Origin of the sequence: Pleurocapsa minor HA4230-MV1 (assembly GCA_019359095.1) — a bacterium.
Taxonomy (GTDB): domain Bacteria; phylum Cyanobacteriota; class Cyanobacteriia; order Cyanobacteriales; family Xenococcaceae; genus Waterburya; species Waterburya minor.
Genome location: JAHHHZ010000036.1, coordinates 85849 through 103549 on the forward strand (window position 1 = coordinate 85849; position 17701 = coordinate 103549).

The following is a 17701-nucleotide window of genomic DNA, read 5'->3' on the forward strand; positions in this document are numbered from 1 at the left end:
TAGCTTTGAAAAACTAAACTTCTGTTATTGTGAATAATTAAATGCTTGACAGCTGATGGCTATTCCGCACCTACCATTTGAGACTCTTGAATCAACTCAACCAAATTACCTTCAGGATCGCGCACTAATGCTAATTTAACTCCCCAGTCGGCGAAATTCCAAGGAGAGGAGACAATGACGACACCTTTGCTTGTCAAATACTTACAAGCTTCATCTATATCTTTAACACCAAAACTCAGAGCGATCGCATCATTTTGAACACCGAAGTTGACAGGAGTGTGAGTGCCAAAATATTCTTTGACTTTGCCACGACACATAATAGTTAATTTAGTTGCACCCTTGGTTAATTCAGCATAGCGATCGACTCCTGAAATAAAACCCACTTCAAGTCCTAAAACATCTCGATAAAATTGCAGACAAGTCTCATAATCATCTACATATAGTCGTGTATTGGCAAAATTAAATTTCATCGGCTAACCCTTAAATAAATGTTGCTGTAATTTTGGATGTAATTATAATTACTTACTTTATGCTATAAGTTTTTAGATATTTAATCTATTTTCAACTGTGAATTGCACGCTGAATTGATGAATTTAATTTTTGTAAAAGACTTATGTTACCTCCCTTCAATCCTAGACGTAGTAAACATTTCATCAACGATCCTTGTCAAGTTAAAAATAGTAAGACTAAGCTCAAAATTAATTTTAATAATGGACGCTTTGAAATTCTTGATGCTTATAGGTGGCAGAGTCATTGGCGAGAACCATATTACCTAATGTTAATGATCCCTTGGTGGGGATTTTTTATCTTAACTGCGATCGCTTATGTAATTATTAACGCGATTTTTGCTGTCGGTTATTTACTGGGAGGAGATTGTATTGCTAGTTCTGAACCTGGCTCTTTTAGTGCTGCCTTTTTCTTTAGTGTCCAGACTATAGCTTCGATTGGTTATGGGGTAATGAACCCGACTACTACCTACGCCAATATTTTAGTAACTATAGAAGCTTTGATCGGTACTGTTGGCATTGCCTTAATGGCAGGTTTGGCATTTGCTAAGTTTTCACAGCCGACAGCACGAGTGATGTTTAGTAAAGCAGCGGTGATTACTGACTACAATGGTGTACCGACTTTGATGCTGAGAGCTGCCAACCGACGGCACAATCAAATTTTAGAAGCGCAAGTACGAGTTTATCTGATGCGAGATGAAATCAGTAGCGAAGGGGAATTTATGCGCCGATTTTATTTACTAAAATTAGTACGCGATCGCACTCCCAGATTTACTCTAAGCTGGACTATTATGCATCCGATTGATGAAACTAGTCCTTTATGGCAAGCTAGTCCTGAATCTTTAGCTAATACTAGATCGATGTTAGCTATCTCCTTAAATGGCATTGACGAAACTGTCTATCATTCTCTTCATGTACCCCATACTTATGGTGCTAATGATATTCTCTGGAATCATCGCTTTATTGATATTTTTCATCAAACCTCTCAAGGGATTCAGTACATAGATTTCAAATATTTCCATGAGGTAGAATCGCTTGATGTCGATTAGATAAATTAACAACTTTACGCGATCGCATTTTATTCATACACCAAAGAAGGTAATTGTTTACGGTTTGGGTATTGTTAAGCCTCAGAAACAATTGAATGATTTAATTGACTGGTTGGGTACTTTTGACAAAGCTTTACCTGAATAGGTAGAATCGCAAAACGGAAGCAAAACAAATAGATGACAAAATATACTCCTCAAGTTTTTCTTAATAAATTTCCTGTCAAAAAACTAAGTAATAGCGAAAAAACAGTACAGGTTTATAGTTATATATTCAATCCATCCCCAGAACCAGGAAAAGAATATTCGGCAATTAATCAAATACCTTGGAAGATAAGAACGCCAGGAGTAAGATTTAAGTCGACAATTATTACCAAGCAACTGATATCAGCAGAATATTTAAAACAAGACAATTGGACGTTAAAATATCAAGGTACGCAACTATTAAATTTAGATATTTCTTATGAAAGAGAAGCTTTAGAACAATTAGAAAGAAAATGGTTGGAACGAGAATTAAGATCTAAATTTGCTAGAAATAGAGTCGATCGTGCTTCCCAAGGAGGATTAATTTGGTGGGATGCAGAAAACATTATTTTGCAAGATCTAGGTTGGGAAGTTCACACAGGGGTTAGTTTAAATATTGAGCTTCATTATTCGGGAGTTATTTTTTTAGAAATCGATCTTCACCATCGTTTTTATAGTTCTTGGACATTAGAGGAATGGTTACAAAACTATAGAGAGATACCAATTAGTTGGGTTCGCAATACTTATGACGATCGCTCCTGGAAATTTATTCGTATTAGTGATGAAGATCCAGAAACTACGATGATTCCTAATTTAGGAAGTTTGGCAAATTATCATCGAAATTTAGACAAAAATAAAGCAACAGAAAAGGAAATTCAAGCTGCTCGTGTGGTATATGTTGGTAGTAAAGGCAAAGAACTGACCCATTTATCTACTAGACTTAGACCCAGTATAACAATGGAGATTTTGAGCGATTTACAAGAGCGAGGTTCGTCAGAAGCAGCTAAAGTATTTAAACAAGTAAAAAAAACAATTCAACAACGTTTCGATAAATCAAAAGAAACTGCTCAATGGTTGAGTAAAAATATTTATAATTCGGATCGGCCAACTAAGCCTCAAACAACTAAGGGAATTGTTCTCAGAAAAAGAGAGCCTTTACTACTAACTAAATCTAAAAAAGTTTATCGAACAATAAATAGTTTAGATGAAGGTTGTTTTCGTACAGGAGAACAACAATTTGGCTGTTTAGATTTAACAGAAAATGGTAAATGGTCAGAATTTATTAAAGATAAACTAGAATATGTGGCGAGAAAAAGTGATGTAGATATCGTATTAGAATCAGCCAAGAATAAGCATGATTTACCTGATGGAGCGTTTACCCGCAAACAGTTTTGGCAAGATTGGGCAGATCGAGGAACTCAAACTATTTTAGTCGTTAGTCCTTGGTTACAAAATTATGAAAAAATACAACTAGAAAAAGAAGCCTTAGAAGCTAATATTGCGCTTCAGTTTATGCAGCCGATGTTTAAGGAAGAAAAATATCGACTGGCTAATATTATCTTGGGTTTATTACTTAAAGCAAAATGGCAACCAGTTGGCTTAGAACCTTTACAAGATGACTATGCAGCAGAAATAGTGATTGGTTTTGATGCGGGGACAAATGGAAATCTTTATTATGGTACGAGTGCTTTTGCTATTTTGGCTAACGGACAAAGTTTAGGTTGGGAACTTCCAGAAGCACAACCTGGAGAAAAAATAAGTTCAGCAGCAATTATACGCACTGTTACGAACATTATTACCAGATTTCAAAGCATAGAAAATAGACTTCCTCGCCGTATATTACTACTTCGAGATGGCATAGTACAATGCGAGGAATTTGACGATGTAGTAGCAGCTTTATTAGCTAATCAGATCGCTGTCGATCTTTTAGGTGTTAGAAAAAGTGGTGCGGGAAGAATGGCAATATTACCAGATAAATCTGAATTTTTAATCGATGCTTTGCCAGGAACAGCAACACTTTCAACTGATGATAAAACGTTTTGTATTGTAACCTCTGAAGCAAAAGCAGGAGGCAGCACACGCCCTTTAAAAGTAGTAAGAGATTTCGGCGATGCACCTTTAGAAACATTAGCCAAACAAATCGATCGCCTGAGTATGCTCAATCCAGCTAGTGCTTATGCTTATAGTCGCTTACCCTATGTCATTCATTTTGCTGACAAAATGGCAAAAAGTATTCAACGTATTGGTGAATTAGGTATTTTACATGGAATAGATCGGCAAAAAAATTTCTTTGTTTAAACTAATTTATTTATAAGCGACCAAAAGGAAACTCGCTGCTTGAATCAAACTTAAATTTGTATACTGAACAAGAAGACTAAGCACATATAACTTTGGAGATTGTCAATGGCAGTTAAATTTAAGCATATTATGCTTATGGTTAAAAATATTCCAGCTACAGTAAAATTCTATAGTGAAGGACTGGGACTTAAAGTAATTACGTCAAGCCCAGGATGGGCAGAGTTAGACGCAGATGGTACGACGATTGCCCTCCACGCTGCCTCAGAGAATGGCCAATCAGGAAGCTCTCCTATTTTGAGTTTCCATGTGGATGATGTTTATGCGACCATTGCTACTCTTGAAGAGGGAGGTGCAACTTTAGAAGGAAATGTTAGAGAGCCTTCTTTTGGTAAGGTAGCAGCAATGCGTACTCCAGATGGAAGTATTATTAGCTTGCTACAACCTAATGCGGTTTCAACTTCATCCCACTGATATTCAATCCAGGCAAATTCTCTCAAACCCCAGTCATCTTAACTCTAACTGGGGCGGATTATTTATCTAGCAGTGGAGCAAATTTATGCTGTTTAATTTTACCTAATAAAGCGATCGCTTTTTTAATTGATGATATGTTTAAGACTTTTAACCATGAATTTATTAGAAATTAATGTTAATGAAAGTATTAAAATAGATAATTAGAAGTATTGTTAACAGCTCTACTTTCAACCAGATATTATTTGACTCACGACGTGAGTAACGAAATCGACAAAATTCTTTTCCAATGTAATCTCCATAGTTTTCCACCATCGCTTGTTAAGATCTAGAGTTCGGACTTGTTCTGCTACTATCGAACCAGTTACTTTTAATCCAGGTGGAAGTTGAATCAAAGTTTTAATCTCAGGTTTGATTGTATTAGTTATCGGCGAAACAATAACTATTCCATTTCGACGTTGATTGAATTTATTATTACTTAGAACCAAACAAGGTCTAGCTTCTCCCTGTTGCTCTCTTCCTTGTGTTGGGTTTAGGTTAATCTTGAGAATCTCTCCCCTTTGAATATTTTTCAAAGTTGTTCTTCTCCGACTGACTCGGTATCGACAAACTCAGTAATGTCTTCTGGGTAACTAAAATTTTGGGGAATACTATCTAATATTTCATCTAAACTAGGTAAAGAAACCACTTTTTCAACAATTAAACGATCGCCATCTATATTCAAACTGACTGAGGAATTTTCTTTCATATTAAGAATTTCTGCAACTTGAGCAGGTATCCTCAAGCCAATGCTGTTACCCCATTTTCTGAGATCGACTACAATTTTCATCGCACATTTTTAAACAATTGCTTTAATTATACAATGTATAATTAGGTGAAGAGGATAACCTCTGAGTTTAAAGCTGATCTCCTGTCAATCAAGTAAGTGCATTGTTCAGCGATCGCTTTTTGTCTATCTATTGAAGAAAGTAATTGTGCGCATAAGTCTAGTCAAGCTTCAAAATAATTAAATAAGAGGTGTAAATTGAAAAAAGTTGAAGCGATTATTCATTCTTATAAACTTGATGATGTTAAAAATAGCCTAATTTCAGCAGGAGTGATCGGCATGTCAATCTCCGAAGTTAAAGCTTTTGGACATAAGAAAGGGATGACAACTCGTTATCGAGGTACGGAACATAAAGTTGATTTGACGACCAAGATCAAATTAGTAGTCATTATTGAAGATGAAATAGTAGATCTAGTAGTGCAGCAAATATCTCTAGCTGCTCGCACTGGAGAAATTGGTGATGGTAAGATTTTTGTCTCAGATGTTAATGAAACAATTAGAATTAGAACCAAAGAAACAGGGGTGAGCGCAATTTAATCTAGGAACAATCATAATTTAAATATTTAATAAAATAGTCTTAATTAATAACTCATAAGCTAGCACCTGTATCCCTGGAGTTAGCTATGTTTTTTGCCAAAACTATTGTCATTGCTTGGTTATTATTACTCGTTGGTGATTTTTTATCTACTTTTGTTTATCATGTTCCAGAACACGTTTTTGGTAAATTTCATACCTTAGTTCATCATGGTAAGAACCGTAACTTTATTCATTATGCAGTTTTAAGTCGTAACCCTTTAGTAATTTTAGATGGCTTGTTAGGAGCTTTACCTTACTTTATTTTTACTCCTCTAACGTGGAATATTTCACCAGCAGGAACTATTTTGGCTTTAATTATGGGAGAGTTACACGTAATTTGGCGACATGTTTCTATTATTAACTGGCAGACTCCCAAAGCGATCGCCTTTTGTTGCCGAATACTATTTATCACCACACCAGAAAGACATCTGCAACATCATCAAAATGCTCAATTAGCCTATGGTGATATTTTTACTTTCTATCATGCTCCTGCGATCGCCTGGATGCAGTTTTTGTTAAATTTAAAGCAGAAATATCGCCAGCTCCCCAACAGTCAATCAGATTGACAGCGCCAAGACTAAAACCCCAAAAAGAAACTTAATATTCACGCAAATAACTACTAGACAAGTAGACTCTAAGCTTAACCCTCTCTTTATTAGATATTTACTTGAACTATCTAAACTAAACGCTAACATGGTTAACAAAGAAAGAATTACTGATTGAATTATGTTATTGAGTCAGACAACCAGCTCCAACTTGAAAGCAAGAGAAACAGAATTGCTCTTACAGCAATATCGTAGAGGAGATGAAATTTCTGTGTTAAATTCAGAAATATGGCAAGTCTACCGTGGCGTAGTGCAGTTGAGCAGGATTCAGCAAGACGGGCGGGAAGTAATCTCTGGCTGGGTTACGGCAAATGGAGTTTTTGGAAATATAGCCGATCACGCCTCAGTTTATCGGGCTGTTGCTCTGGGGGATGTTTATGCCAAACGCTACTTTGCCCATGATGTTGTCAGATATCCAATGCTAGCAAGGCAGTTACTCGCACAGTTTAGCGATCGCCTACTCCAATCTCAACAACTATTAACAATTATCGCCACCACTAAAGTTGAAGATCGCTTAAGAGATTTACTGTTACTGCTCAAACAAGAGATAGGACAATCGGTTGAAAACGGTATTCGTTTGCCAGTCAGGTTTACTCATCAGCATCTGGCAGAAGCTATTCACACTACTAGAGTAACGGTTACCAGAATACTAGGGGATTTTCAAGAGCAGAATTTGGTTTATTTTGATGGCGATCGCCATATGATCATTCAAGGTTGATTAAGAAGTAGGTAGTCCTATCACAACTCAAAACTGATCACTCTGATTTTACGACCTTCAATCACCAGCCTCAGATTTATTAAAGTCTTCAGGCTTTTTTTTGCTATGGTTTGTAGCAATAGCTAATTTTAATCGAGCGGGTAATTGATGAGCAATATCTTGATTAGTAACGATGACGGTATTTTTGCTTTAGGAGTCCGTACTTTAGCCAATACTCTTGCTCAAGCTGGTCATCAGGTAACGGTGGTATGTCCAGATCGTGAGCGTTCGGCGACAGGACATGGTTTAACGCTGCATCAGCCAATTAGAGCCCAAGAAGTTGATTCAGTGTTTGAAGAATCTGTAGTTGCCTGGTCATGTTCGGGGACTCCTGCCGACTGTGTAAAGTTTGCTCTCAGCGCAGTTTTGCCAACCCGTCCCGATTTTGTTTATTCGGGAATTAATCATGGCCCAAATCTAGGTACGGACGTTTTATATTCAGGTACGGTATCCGCAGCGATGGAAGGAGTTCTAGAAGGTATTCCTAGTGTGGCATTTAGTTTAGCCAGCTTTTCCGCTTTCGAGTTTCAGCCTGCTGCTGATTTTGCCTTAAAGTTATTACCTCAGTTGGCTAATAATTATCCTAAACCCCCCTTACTCAGCGTTAATATTCCGCCACTTGCAACTGCTGAAATAGCTGGGGTATTAGTTACCCGTCAAGGTTTGCGTCGCTATATCGAAAAGTTTGAGCGGCGCTTAGATCCCCGTGGCAAAAGTTATTATTGGTTGGAAGGAGAAATAGTTGAAGATATCGAACAGCCAGAAGATCTTAATCTCCCACCGCATATATTAACTGATGTGCAGGCAATTCGCGATCGCTATATTACGATTACTCCCTTGCAATATAATCTAACGGATGCAACTGTGCTGAAGCATCTTTATCAGCAAGAGTTTTTTAATCAATATTAATCAGGCATTTCCCAGGTTGATGAATAAAAGTAGGATATTAAAACGATAAAATGGCAAAGCCTTTTAAATGGACTTACAAAGGCATGGTTACCCTATTAACGAATAGAGATAGTCAGTTTTTTAGCTTCAAGAAAAATTAGTGAAGTATCCTTAGGAAATAGAGGGAGCTACTCAAAAGTTAGGAGACGCGATCAATCGACTAAAACAGAGTAACGTCATCTTCGGAAAATTAGCAGCAGGGATTGACTTTGTTGTTAGCATTCTAGAAACTGTGGCGGGAGTCGTCGTCGTTAGTATTGCTGGTACTATTAGCGAACTCGACAATTTGCTGGTTTAATTTTCTTTTGACATAGAGACAAGGAGCGAAAAATATGACTCACAATCTATATGCACTGCTAGTAGGGATCGATAACTATACTCCTCCTATACCTTCCTTACAAGGTTGTAAAAACGACATTAAAGCCATAGACACCTATCTGCAAACTCAAATTGGCGGAGAATGGACGCTAAAACCACCCAAAATACTTTTAGATCGACAAGCTACTCGTCAGGCAATTATTGATGGTTTTCAACAATACCTAACTCAAGCAGAGAGTGAAGATATCGCCCTATTCTATTATTCAGGACATGGAGGTCAAGAAAAAGCTCCTCAAGAATTCTGGAATCTAGAACCAGACCGCTTAGATGAAACCTTAGTTTGTTACGATAGCCGTACCCCAGGAAATCATGACTTAGCCGACAAAGAATTAAGATATTTACTGACTCAAATAGCAGAGAAAAATCCCCGTGTCATTGTAATTCTCGATTGCTGTCATTCTGGTTCGGGAACTCGCAATATACCCCAAGGAGTACGTCTTGCTCCTGAAGACACGAGAGATCGCGATCTGTCTAGCTTTGTCTTTGCTAGAGATGTAACTTTTAATAATCTTTTATTCGCTTCTGAATTTGAATTGCCCAAGGGAAAACATATTCTTTTAGCAGCTTGTCGTGACTTTCAATATGCGATGGAATATCACGGAGACGATGGTGAAACCAGAGGAGCTTTTTCTTATTTTCTGCTTAAAAGTTTAGCGCAAACTAATGGCGGTTTATCTTATCTAGATTTAGCCAGAAATATCGAAGCTTTGATTAAAGGAAATGTTCGAGATCAAGTACCTCAAGTTGAAGCAACTAACCCAGAAGATTTAAAAGAATTGTTTTTAGGAAATGCAATACCAGAACGTCCTTTTTACTTCACTTTAAACTACAATACACACTCTGACGATCGAGGTTGGGAAATTGATGGTGGAGTAATACAGGGCATTCCTCAATCTACTTCTTCCGATGAAACTACTTTACTTGCCATCTTCCCAGTGGGAAGCAATCCCGATGATTTACAACAAGTAAATCGAGCTATTGGGGAAGCTAAGGTTACTAAAGTTTTGACTCAAAAAAGCAAAGTAGAAATTACTCAGGGTTTAGAAAATCTGCAAGAAGATCGAAGTTATTGGGCAGTTATTACCAGTTTGCCTCTGAAACCTTTAAAAGTTTATATTGAGGGCAACAAAAATGACATGGCATTGGCACAAAAAGTTTTAGAAATAGCCAATTTAACTCAAAATTCTTTGTATGTAAAACCAGTAACCGAACTTGCAGATGCCGATCTTCATTTGTTAGTTCGAGATAGACAATATTGGATTACACAAGCCGAACGTCCTCTTGTCGCTCCCATTGATAATGCCACTGAAGCCATACAAGCGTTAGAAGCGATCGCTCGTTGGCGTAATATTCTCAACTTAAAAAGTCCTCAACGCAGTCAAATTAAATCTTCTGATGTGGAGATGGAAATTAATCTCATCGGTTATGAGGGAGAAGATGGAGAAATTAAAAGCGAACCAGAATCGGATCGATCGTTAACGACAGCTTCCGAATTGCGCCTAGAGTACAAGTATGAAGATGGAGAATGGAAAAAGCCAGTTATCCAAATTAAATTACTCAATCACAGCAACCAGAATTTATATGCCAATGTCATCGATTTAGCAGAAGATTATTCTGTTTCAGTTCCTTTCTTTGACGAAAGAAGTAGTGTGGTACTTCCAGTTCAAACAGTAGAGGAAGCAGGAATTGCCAATGGATTTGATGATATTGTCCTTTCAATTCCAGATGAGTTTTTAGCACAAGGGATTACTGAATATAAGGATGTTTTCAAACTAATTGTCAGTAAAACTGATTTTAATGCCAGTTTACTCGAACAAGATGGGCTAGAACCTCCAAACAGAGGAACGCGAGGCGCAGAACCAGAAAGTAGTCTCGATCGCTTGATGGATCGCATCTATAGCCGTAATGCAGGTCGTTCTGGCAGAAGATACGACGATTGGATTACTAAAGAAATAGCAGTGACTATTGTTAAGCCAAGAGATGCCGAACAGTTGCAAGGCGATCGCTCTGCTCGACTGTTAAATGGTTTGGTTGAAGTGCAACCCCACCCTAGTTTACAAGCAAAAGTAACTTTAACCACTGTTTCCCAAACAACGCGAGATATTGGCAATCTAATTACACCACCTGCACTATGGGATGAAGCAGGAGTGATCGAACCTTTTCAATTTACTTCCAGTCGCGGTAGCGATCCAGGCTTGAGTGCTATAGAACTATTTGAAGTTAACAATTTTCACTCAGTCACTAAAGATACACCTTTAACTTTACTGGTCGATCGACCCTTAGCAACAGATGAATATCTTTTACCTGTAAGTTATGACGGTGAGTTTTCCCTACCTCTCGGTCATGGAGTCAAACAAGACGATCGAATAGAAATTACTCTAGAACGCCTACCTCAACCAACTACAAGTGGTCGTAGCTTGGGCGGTTCGATCAAAATTTTCTTCAAAAAACTTCGTCATCAAAAGCTAGGTCATACTTACGAGTATCCCATCCTTGCAACAGCCGAAGTAGAGCAAATAGACAATAAGTTTCAAGTTATTTACGAAAAAGATTCAACAGCAGTCAAACAAAAAGTTGCTTCCGCTCAAAAAATTGTCCTCTATATTCACGGTATTATTGGCGACACCGAAAGTATGGTTAGCAGCGTTCGACAAGCAAAAGTAGAAGTAAACGGTCAATTACATCCGTTGCGGGAAGCTTATGACCTCGTGTTAACTTTCGATTACGAAAATTTGGACACAACCATTCAAGAAAATGCACGATTACTCAAACAACGGTTGGAATCTGTTGGTTTGGCAGCAAATCATGGTAAGCAGTTACATATTGTCGCTCACTCAATGGGAGGATTAGTTTCGCGCTGGTTTATCGAACGAGAAGGCGGAAATAAAATAGTTCAACATTTGGTGATGTTGGGAACTCCTAATGCTGGTTCTCCTTGGTCAACAGTTCAGGACATGGCTTTTGCCTTACTAGGAATGGGTTTAAATCAAATATCTGGGATGGTATTACCTGCGAAAATTGTCGCCGATTTAGCGGCTAAATCCTTACAATTCGTCGAAAAAATCGATAATGCTCTCGATCAAATGCAACCCAATTCGGAATTTTTAAAAGCGATCGCACTTAACCAAGATCCTCAAGTTCCTTACACTATTATCGCTGGCGATCGCTCTACTCGACTGCAACAACAATCAAACCGCTTACGGCGCTTAATGGCAAAACTATTTACGCCAACTATTAATCATGTGATTGATGGTTTGGTGTTTGGGAGTGAACCTAACGATATTGCGGTGAGTCTTGACAGTATCAAAAGTGTTAGTAGCGATCGATCGCCTCAAGCAAAAGTTCTACCAAATGTAGCTTGCGATCATCTAACCTACTTTACTACTGAAGCGGGTTTGAACGCATTAACGAACGCTCTTAAATAGGGAAAGGTTTAAAACCAATCGCGATCGGCGATCGCTGTGGTGGTTACTCTTAATTTAGCACTCAAGCGATCGCAACTATAGCAAACATTTAAGTATTTCATTTTACCGGGAGAAACCGATGTGTTTGAGATTAACCGAAGTTTAGCAATTATTATTGGCATCAATGAATATAATAAGCCCATTCCTCAACTCAAGAATGCTGCCTTTGATGCTGTTCAATTAGCTAATGTTCTCAAAAATCGTTACGGTTACGAAGTTTTACTTTTACTCAATCGAAGAGCAACTAAAGCAGAACTCGATCGACTTGTAGAGGCTCTTAAAAATAAGACTATTCAGTTTGATCGTCAGCCGATACACGTTAACCAGCGCGATCGCGTTTTATTCTATTTTGCCGGTCATGGATTTGCTGAAGAAGCACAAGACAGCGAAGCTGGTAAACCTGCTGGTTATTTTATGCCTCAAGATGCAGAAGGCAATGACAAAAACACTTGGTTATCGATGCATCAGCTATATGAAGCTTTGAGTGCCTTAGACTCTCATCATCTGTTAATGATTCTAGACTGTTGCTTTGCTGGTAGAATTTCCTGGGTAGGACAGGGTAGAAATGCGGTACGTTCCCGCAAACTGTATCGACAAAGTTACGAGCGCTTCATCAAACACAAAACCGAGCAAATAATTACTTCTGCTGCTCATGATGAAGAAGCACAGGATTTATCTCGTTTTGGACAAAGAGGAGATAAAAATGGCAATTCTCCTTTTGCTCACTTACTGCTAAAAGTACTACAAGGCGACTCCAACAAAGGTAAGGATAAATTCATCGATGCAATTATTGAAGACCGAGTAATTACCGTCCACGAACTTTTTACCTATTTACAAAATCAATTAGGAGAAGTCGCAACAGGACAAACCCCTGGTCTGTCTCAGCCTCGAAAATACGATCGCGACACAGGGGAATACGTTTACCTAAAAGGAGAATATGTTTTTCTTCTGCCTCAATTTAATCCTAAAAGTTTAGAAAAACTCAAATTAGATAAGGATAGCAATCCCTACAAAGGTTTAGCGTCGTTTGAAAAAGGCGATCAAAAGCTATTTTTTGGCAGACATACCCTAAGTCAAGAGCTAGCGAAAAAAGTAATCGAAAAACCACTTACTATCGTTTTAGGTGCTTCGGGTTCGGGTAAATCTAGCTTAGTTAAAGCAGGTTTGATTCCTATCCTAGAATCGGCATCCGATCAACAGTGGCACATTCTCAACCCCATGCGACCTGGCGAATATCCCTTCAAAGAACTAAACAAGATACTGACACGACCGGGATCTGGTTCTTCAATTATCCATCAGACTACCGAAGAACAATCCAAGATTCTTTTGGGAAAAATTAGCCATTTAATAAATCGCAATTCTGAATTTAAATTATTGTTAATAATTGACCAGACTGAAGAATTGGTTACTCTCTCTCGAAATCAGGAAGCACGGGAAAACTTTCTCAATTTATTAGCTAAGTTATTAAGAGAACATCCACAACGCTTACACATAGTACTGACCTTACGCTCTGATTTTGAACCTCAACTTAGAGATGCGATCGAAGACACTTATTGGCGAGAAGCTTGGCAAAAGTGGCGGTTTATCGTAACTCCGATGAATAGAGAAGAGTTACAAAAAGCGATCGAAGAACCTGCTGCACAACGAACATTATTTTTTGAATCTCCTAAGTTAGTCAACGATTTGATTAATGAAGCGATCGATACACCTGGTGCTTTACCGCTACTTTCTTTTACCTTAAGTAAGCTTTATTTAAAATATCTTAAAGCAGAAGAAAATCACGAAAGAGACGATCGCACAATTACTGAAGCGGACTATCAAGAATTAGGTGGCGTGGCGCGTTCTTTAACTCAAACTGCCGATCGAACCTATAAAAAATTAGTAAAAAAAGAAAAAATCGATTCATCAATTATTCGCAATGTGATGCTACGAATGGTATCTCTTAATAGCGGGGAACTAGCACGCCGAAGAGTACTAAGATCTGAATTAGTCTATCCACAGTCAATTAATGAACAAGTAGACAAATTAATTGATCGCTTTACTGAAGCACGTCTGCTCGTTAAAGGACAAGATCTAGAAGCTCAAGAATATGTAGAACCAGTCCATGATGTTCTAATAACAGGATGGACGCAAATTAAGTATTGGCTTGAGGAAAAAGATGAGAAAGAAAGCTTACTTCTACAACGGCGACTAACTTCGGCGGCTGAGGAGTGGAATAGTGTCAAAAGTAAGGAACAGCCTTCAGGTTTTCAAGCTAAAGCTGAACCTGTCATTGATTGCTTGGATTGCCGACTTTGTACAATTGAAAACATATTCAACAAAATTTTTGTTCAGATTGCTCGACTGTGGCGGCGAGATCGCGCTCGACAAGAGCGAGTAAGGGAGAACCCCGTACAGTTTCTGTGGAATGCGAATCCTTATATTAATGTATTGTCTCAAGAACTCAATTCCGATGACAACTGGTTAAACCAAGTCGAAGCTGAGTTTGTTCAGAAAAGTGTTCTGCAAAAACGTCGCAATATTAGTTGGCGTTGGCGCATTGCTAGCATAGTTACCTTGGGATTGAGTGTATTGACGATCGCAGCTTTGTGGGGGCAGAGAAACGCACAAATAAATCAAATCAGTGCTTCTAGACAATCTTCAGAAGCAAACTTACGCTCAAATCAAGAATTCGATGCGTTGATCGAGAGCTTACGAGCAGGAAAATCCCTTAAGCAACCACTGTTGCAGTTATTCAAACCCAACAATCAGATACAAAATCAATTGAAAGAAACCCTACAGAAAGCGGTTTATCAAGTAAAAGAACGCAACCGTCTGAAAGGAGGAGACCGTGCCAGCGGCGTTATGGTCAGTTTTAGTCCAAAAGATAGTCAACTACTGGCTACCGCAGGAGATGATGGTACTGTTCGCTTGTGGAACTTGCAAGGTAAGCAGTTACAAGAATGGAGTACTAACATACGTCCAGCCTTGAGTTTTAGCTCAGATGGTCAGCAACTCGCTACCGCAGAAACTAACGGTACCGTTCGCTTGTGGGACTTGCAGGGTAACAAGTTGCAAGAATGGAACGCTAAGCAAGAATGGAACGCCAGAGATTGGCTTGCTCCTGTCAGTTTTAGCCCGAATGGTCAGCAACTCGCTACCACAGGTTCTACTGGTATTGTTCGCTTGTGGAACTTGCAGGGTAACAAGTTGCAAGAATGGAACGCTAAGCAAGAATGGAAGGCTGATCGAGGTTGGATATGGAACACCAGTTTTAGACCGCCGGATGGTCGGCAACTCGCTACCGTAGGATTGGATGGCAATCTTCGCTTATGGAACTTACAGAGTAAGCAGTTAACAGGAAGAATGTGGAAAATCTCTCAAGGCTATCTCAGGAACGTCAGTTTTAGCCCAAATGGTCAACTATTAGCTATCACAGGAGATAACGATATAGCCCGCTTGCTCAACTTGCAGGAGAACAAGTTTTATGAATTGAAAAGGGATCACCGGATCGGGAACGTCAGTTTTAGCCCAGATGGTCAGCGACTTGCTACCGTAGGTGAGAACGGCACGGTGGGTTTGCGGAACTTGCAGGGTCAGTTATTAGAACAGTGGAAAGGAAGTCAAAGTCCACTTGGAAGTGTTAGTTTTAGCCTGGACGGTCAACTACTAGCTACTGCCGGAAGTAGCGATACGGTCAGTTTATGGGACTTGCAGGGTCAGCCGTTGACAGAATTGAAAGAGGATTACCCGATCAAAAGCGTTAGTTTTAGCCCAGATGGTCAGCGATTAAATACTATTGGATGGGATGGCACAGTCGGTTTACGGAACTTGCAGGGTAAGCAGTTGGCAAAATTGAAAAGCAACCACAAGATCATCAGCGTCAGTTTTAGTCCAGATGGTCAGCGATTTGCTAGCGTAGGAGAAGACGGTACAGCCCATTTGTGGGACTTACAGGTTAAACAGTTGGCAAAGTTTAAAAGCAATGACCGCAAGATCATCAGTGTCAGGTTTATTCCGAATGGTCAGCAATTGGCTACTATAGAAGAAGATGGCTCTGTCCGCTTATGGAATTCGATGACGGGTCAGTCGCTGGTAAAATTTCCTCGAAAGCTTGCTACTGATAGGTCGAGTCCGGATGATTACATTACTAATGACAGTTTTAGTCCAGATGGTCAGCGATTAGCCACTATAAAAGATTACGACTATGTTCACTTGTGGGACTGGCAAGGTCAGCATGTGGCAGAGACACCTATAGGGCATCGAGGTGGAATTAGTAGCTTCGGGTTTAGCCCAGACACTAAGCTACTTGCTACCGCAGGAAACGATGGCTTTGTTCGCGTTTGGAAATTGAAGGGTCAGAAATTGGAGCCTCTTTCAGAATGGCAGACAACACAAGGATCAATCCTGAACCTCCAATTTAGCCTGGATGGTCAGCAATTCGCTACCGCAGGATATGATGGCACTGTCCGCTTGTGGGACTTACAAGGTCAGCCATTAGCAACATGGAAAGTGGATCAAGGTCAAGTCTTAAGTATCGCTTTTAGCCCAGATAATCGGCTATTGGCTACTGTCGGATCAGATGGAAAAGTTAAGTTGTTGCCGATCGAATCATTCGATGAACTGATGAAGCGGGGCTGTGATTGGGCGCGTGATTATCTCCAGAATAACCCCGATGTGAGTAAGAGCGATCCCCATCTCTGCGACAGTTGAGCTTTTGCAGCAGTAGCCCCGCGCTCTACCCGCTAAACGATAACCAAAATATTTACTTGTCCTCATCTCAGCAATCTTGTCTGCCAATAACTATAAATGCCGATTAGTTTGCCTAAACCTTGCTCTGGGTTCAAGATCGATAGCCTGATCGTGTTCAGACACATCCGCAGATTAGTTAAAACAAAAGTAGCTAAACTACCATGTTTTTCAACATGAATTAGATAGCTTTTAGTTATGTGCTGATATTTAGCAAATAAATTGCGATCGCTAATGGCAGAAGTGTCATGAAAAACTTTGAGTAAGGGGGTTACGGCAATTTTATATCCTTGTTGACCATAGCGGAGGCAAAAATCCAAGTCTTCGTAATACAAAAAATAGCGAGGATCGAAGCTGGGACATTGAGCAAAGTTAGTCAGATTGAGCAGTAAACTACAGCCACTTACCCAGTCGGTCTTAAAATAGTCTGATTTTAAGTCTTGAGGTAATGAATCTAGGGTTGCTAAAGCAGCAGTACCAGGGGTAAATGTTCCCCCCGCTGAGGTAATTTCACCTGCGCGATTGTAGACGATTGTACCAAGAATAGATATTTGAGGATGTTGAGTGAAAAAAGCGATCGCCTGAGTAGCTGGAGATTTAGCTGTATCTGAATCAATTAAGGCTGAATTGAAGTAGGCATCAGGATTGATTAACCAGACAATTGCTCGGTTATTTTGCGTATAAATCCAATTTAAACCCAGATTACAAGCTTTGCCAAAGCCAAGATTATCTTGAGCTGCGATTATTTTTATCGCCTCACTTTTTAGCTTAAAAACTTCTCGATCATCGGGGGAATTGTTAATAATAATTATTTTATATTCCCCAGGAGAATAAACGTCTAATGAAGTCAGTAAACGGCGAATCAACTCGCTAGAGTTATAATTAACTACTAGAAAATAAAGCATAGGCATTTTTGCGTTTTTATAGCTATTTAAGATAGAACAGGCCGTAATTATCGAGACGATTAATAAACTTTTAAGTTACTCTCTTTCTTTTGATAGATGATTAGGATCTGTATTTAGATAGAAGAAGTCTGTGTGGGAAATAGATATATTGTTAATAACAAATTACATACAT

General features: G+C 39.1%; 13 protein-coding genes. 9 read left to right on the forward strand and 4 right to left on the reverse strand.

The window, feature by feature from the left end; genetic code table 11:
- Positions 1–59: 59 nt before the first annotated feature.
- Complete coding sequence (locus tag KME09_24355; GenBank protein ID MBW4537070.1) at positions 60–470, reverse strand: VOC family protein; 411 nt, start codon at positions 468–470, stop codon at positions 60–62.
- A gap of 143 nt (positions 471–613) precedes the next feature.
- On the opposite strand from KME09_24355, the gene KME09_24360 reads away from it, so the two are divergent.
- From KME09_24360 to KME09_24370, 3 genes are all read left to right on the forward strand, one after another.
- Entirely contained in the window at positions 614–1555 is a 942-nt protein-coding gene (locus KME09_24360; GenBank protein MBW4537071.1) for an ATP-sensitive inward rectifier potassium channel 10, read from the forward strand.
- A gap of 177 nt (positions 1556–1732) precedes the next feature.
- Positions 1733–3874 (forward strand): argonaute PAZ domain-containing protein, encoded by a 2142-nt coding sequence (locus KME09_24365; GenBank protein MBW4537072.1) that lies wholly within the window; start codon positions 1733–1735, stop codon positions 3872–3874.
- 105 nt (positions 3875–3979) lie between these two features.
- A complete protein-coding gene (locus tag KME09_24370) occupies positions 3980–4345 on the forward strand; it encodes a VOC family protein (GenBank protein MBW4537073.1) in 366 nt (121 codons plus the stop codon).
- A 227-nt stretch (positions 4346–4572) separates the two neighbouring features.
- On the opposite strand, the gene KME09_24375 is transcribed toward KME09_24370, so the two are convergent.
- Positions 4573–4917 (reverse strand): type II toxin-antitoxin system PemK/MazF family toxin, encoded by a 345-nt coding sequence (locus KME09_24375; protein ID MBW4537074.1) that lies wholly within the window; start codon positions 4915–4917, stop codon positions 4573–4575.
- The gene (locus KME09_24380; GenBank protein MBW4537075.1) at positions 4914–5165 is read right to left on the reverse strand and encodes an AbrB/MazE/SpoVT family DNA-binding domain-containing protein; all 252 of its coding nucleotides are present in this window, start codon (positions 5163–5165) and stop codon (positions 4914–4916) included. The genes KME09_24375 and KME09_24380 overlap by 4 nt, the downstream gene beginning before the upstream one ends.
- Positions 5166–5366: 201 nt before the next feature.
- On the opposite strand from KME09_24380, the gene KME09_24385 reads away from it, so the two are divergent.
- From KME09_24385 to KME09_24410, 6 genes are all read left to right on the forward strand, one after another.
- Complete coding sequence (locus KME09_24385; protein ID MBW4537076.1) at positions 5367–5705, forward strand: P-II family nitrogen regulator; 339 nt, start codon at positions 5367–5369, stop codon at positions 5703–5705.
- 86 nt (positions 5706–5791) lie between these two features.
- The gene (locus tag KME09_24390; protein MBW4537077.1) at positions 5792–6310 is read left to right on the forward strand and encodes a sterol desaturase; all 519 of its coding nucleotides are present in this window, start codon (positions 5792–5794) and stop codon (positions 6308–6310) included.
- A 160-nt stretch (positions 6311–6470) separates the two neighbouring features.
- Positions 6471–7067: a Crp/Fnr family transcriptional regulator gene (locus KME09_24395; GenBank protein MBW4537078.1), complete on the forward strand. Its 597-nt coding sequence runs from the start codon at positions 6471–6473 to the stop codon at positions 7065–7067.
- A 147-nt stretch (positions 7068–7214) separates the two neighbouring features.
- A complete protein-coding gene (gene surE, locus KME09_24400; GenBank protein ID MBW4537079.1) occupies positions 7215–8015 on the forward strand; it encodes a 5'/3'-nucleotidase SurE in 801 nt (266 codons plus the stop codon).
- Between the two features lie 371 nt (positions 8016–8386).
- Entirely contained in the window at positions 8387–11857 is a 3471-nt protein-coding gene (locus KME09_24405; GenBank protein ID MBW4537080.1) for a caspase family protein, read from the forward strand.
- A gap of 120 nt (positions 11858–11977) precedes the next feature.
- Positions 11978–16588: a caspase family protein gene (locus KME09_24410; protein ID MBW4537081.1), complete on the forward strand. Its 4611-nt coding sequence runs from the start codon at positions 11978–11980 to the stop codon at positions 16586–16588.
- A 62-nt stretch (positions 16589–16650) separates the two neighbouring features.
- Here the strand turns inward: KME09_24410 and KME09_24415 are convergent, their stop codons facing one another.
- Complete coding sequence (locus KME09_24415; protein MBW4537082.1) at positions 16651–17529, reverse strand: glycosyltransferase; 879 nt, start codon at positions 17527–17529, stop codon at positions 16651–16653.
- Positions 17530–17701: the final 172 nt, after the last annotated feature.

Excerpts from the sequence above, each read along its gene's own strand:
- KME09_24355 (MBW4537070.1), bottom strand. The coding sequence starts at position 470 with ATGAAATTTAATTTTGCCAATACACGACTATATGTAGATGATTATGAG.
- KME09_24360 (MBW4537071.1), top strand. The coding sequence starts at position 614 with ATGTTACCTCCCTTCAATCCTAGACGTAGTAAACATTTCATCAACGAT.
- KME09_24395 (MBW4537078.1), top strand. The coding sequence starts at position 6,471 with ATGTTATTGAGTCAGACAACCAGCTCCAACTTGAAAGCAAGAGAAACA.
- KME09_24370 (MBW4537073.1), top strand. The coding sequence starts at position 3,980 with ATGGCAGTTAAATTTAAGCATATTATGCTTATGGTTAAAAATATTCCA.
- KME09_24390 (MBW4537077.1), top strand. The coding sequence starts at position 5,792 with ATGTTTTTTGCCAAAACTATTGTCATTGCTTGGTTATTATTACTCGTT.
- surE (MBW4537079.1), top strand. The coding sequence starts at position 7,215 with ATGAGCAATATCTTGATTAGTAACGATGACGGTATTTTTGCTTTAGGA.
- KME09_24365 (MBW4537072.1), top strand. The coding sequence starts at position 1,733 with ATGACAAAATATACTCCTCAAGTTTTTCTTAATAAATTTCCTGTCAAA.
- KME09_24405 (MBW4537080.1), top strand. The coding sequence starts at position 8,387 with ATGACTCACAATCTATATGCACTGCTAGTAGGGATCGATAACTATACT.
- KME09_24415 (MBW4537082.1), bottom strand. The coding sequence starts at position 17,529 with ATGCTTTATTTTCTAGTAGTTAATTATAACTCTAGCGAGTTGATTCGC.